The sequence below is a fragment of the Microbacterium sp. HMWF026 genome, from assembly GCF_003061325.1.
Taxonomy (GTDB): Bacteria; Actinomycetota; Actinomycetes; order Actinomycetales; family Microbacteriaceae; genus Microbacterium; species Microbacterium testaceum_E.
The window spans coordinates 1-791 of record NZ_QAJB01000318.1 but is presented as its reverse complement, the minus strand read 5'-3'; the positions used below and the strand labels follow the sequence as shown (position 1 = coordinate 791).

Here is a 791-nt window from a genome sequence, read left to right as displayed (position 1 = left end):
GGTCCGCCTCGGTCCGGCTGGACCGCGAGCAGCTGCGCGCGCTGCTGGGGCAGATCCCGAACCTCCCCGCCGGCGCGGTCGACGTCGCGGCCCCGGACGTGTCGTTCGAGACGACCGTGACGCTGTTCGGCGTCGGCATCCCGGTCGGGGTGACCGCGACGCCGGGCGCCGCGGACGGAGACCTCACGCTGACGCCCTCGGGGTTTCGCATCGCCGGCAATGTGATCGACGCCGACACCCTGCGCGGGCAGTTCGGCGGCGTCGCCGACCCGCTCGTGCAGACGCAGAGCCTGTGCATCGCCGACCGCCTCCCGGCCGGTCTGACGCTCACCTCGGCGACGGTGCAGGGGCAGGATCTCGTCGCCACGTTCGACATCGCGGGGGCGTTGCTGAACGATCCGGCTCTGCAGGCGAACGGCACCTGCGGCTGAGCCGCCCGCATCATGCGACGGTGAGCAGACCCGCTTCGACCAGCTGATCCAGGATGCCGTCGATCGCGTCGTGGGCGTCCTGACGATCCGGTCCGTCGGTGACCGCGCGGATGAGGTCTTCGCGCGTCGCCGCGTCCGCCGCGTGCCAGAGGGCGGGGGCCGCTCCCGCCAGCAGGTGCAGGAGCCCCGCGCCGTCTCCGCTCGCGGTCAGCACCGCCAGTCGGTCCGGGGGGAAGGGGAGAGTCTCGACCGCGGGCGCGCGACGGAACCGACTCCCCGCGGACGCCGCGCGGACGACCGGTGACCGGGTGGCATCCGCCCACTCCCGCGGGGGATCGGTCGGGGGGAGGGGCGCGGGCC

1 protein-coding gene and 1 pseudogene are annotated in these 791 nt (G+C 74.7%); one reads left to right on the top strand and one right to left on the bottom strand.

Features of this window, described 5'->3' with window-relative positions; translation table 11 throughout:
- A pseudogene (locus DBR36_RS12150) lies at positions 1 to 431 on the top strand (DUF2993 domain-containing protein); the annotation flags it as partial.
- Positions 432 to 441: 10 nt separating this feature from the next.
- Here DBR36_RS12150 and DBR36_RS18095 read toward each other — a convergent pair.
- Positions 442 to 791: hypothetical protein (locus tag DBR36_RS18095; protein WP_219927650.1), on the bottom strand; the 350-nt coding region annotated here is incomplete at its 5' end.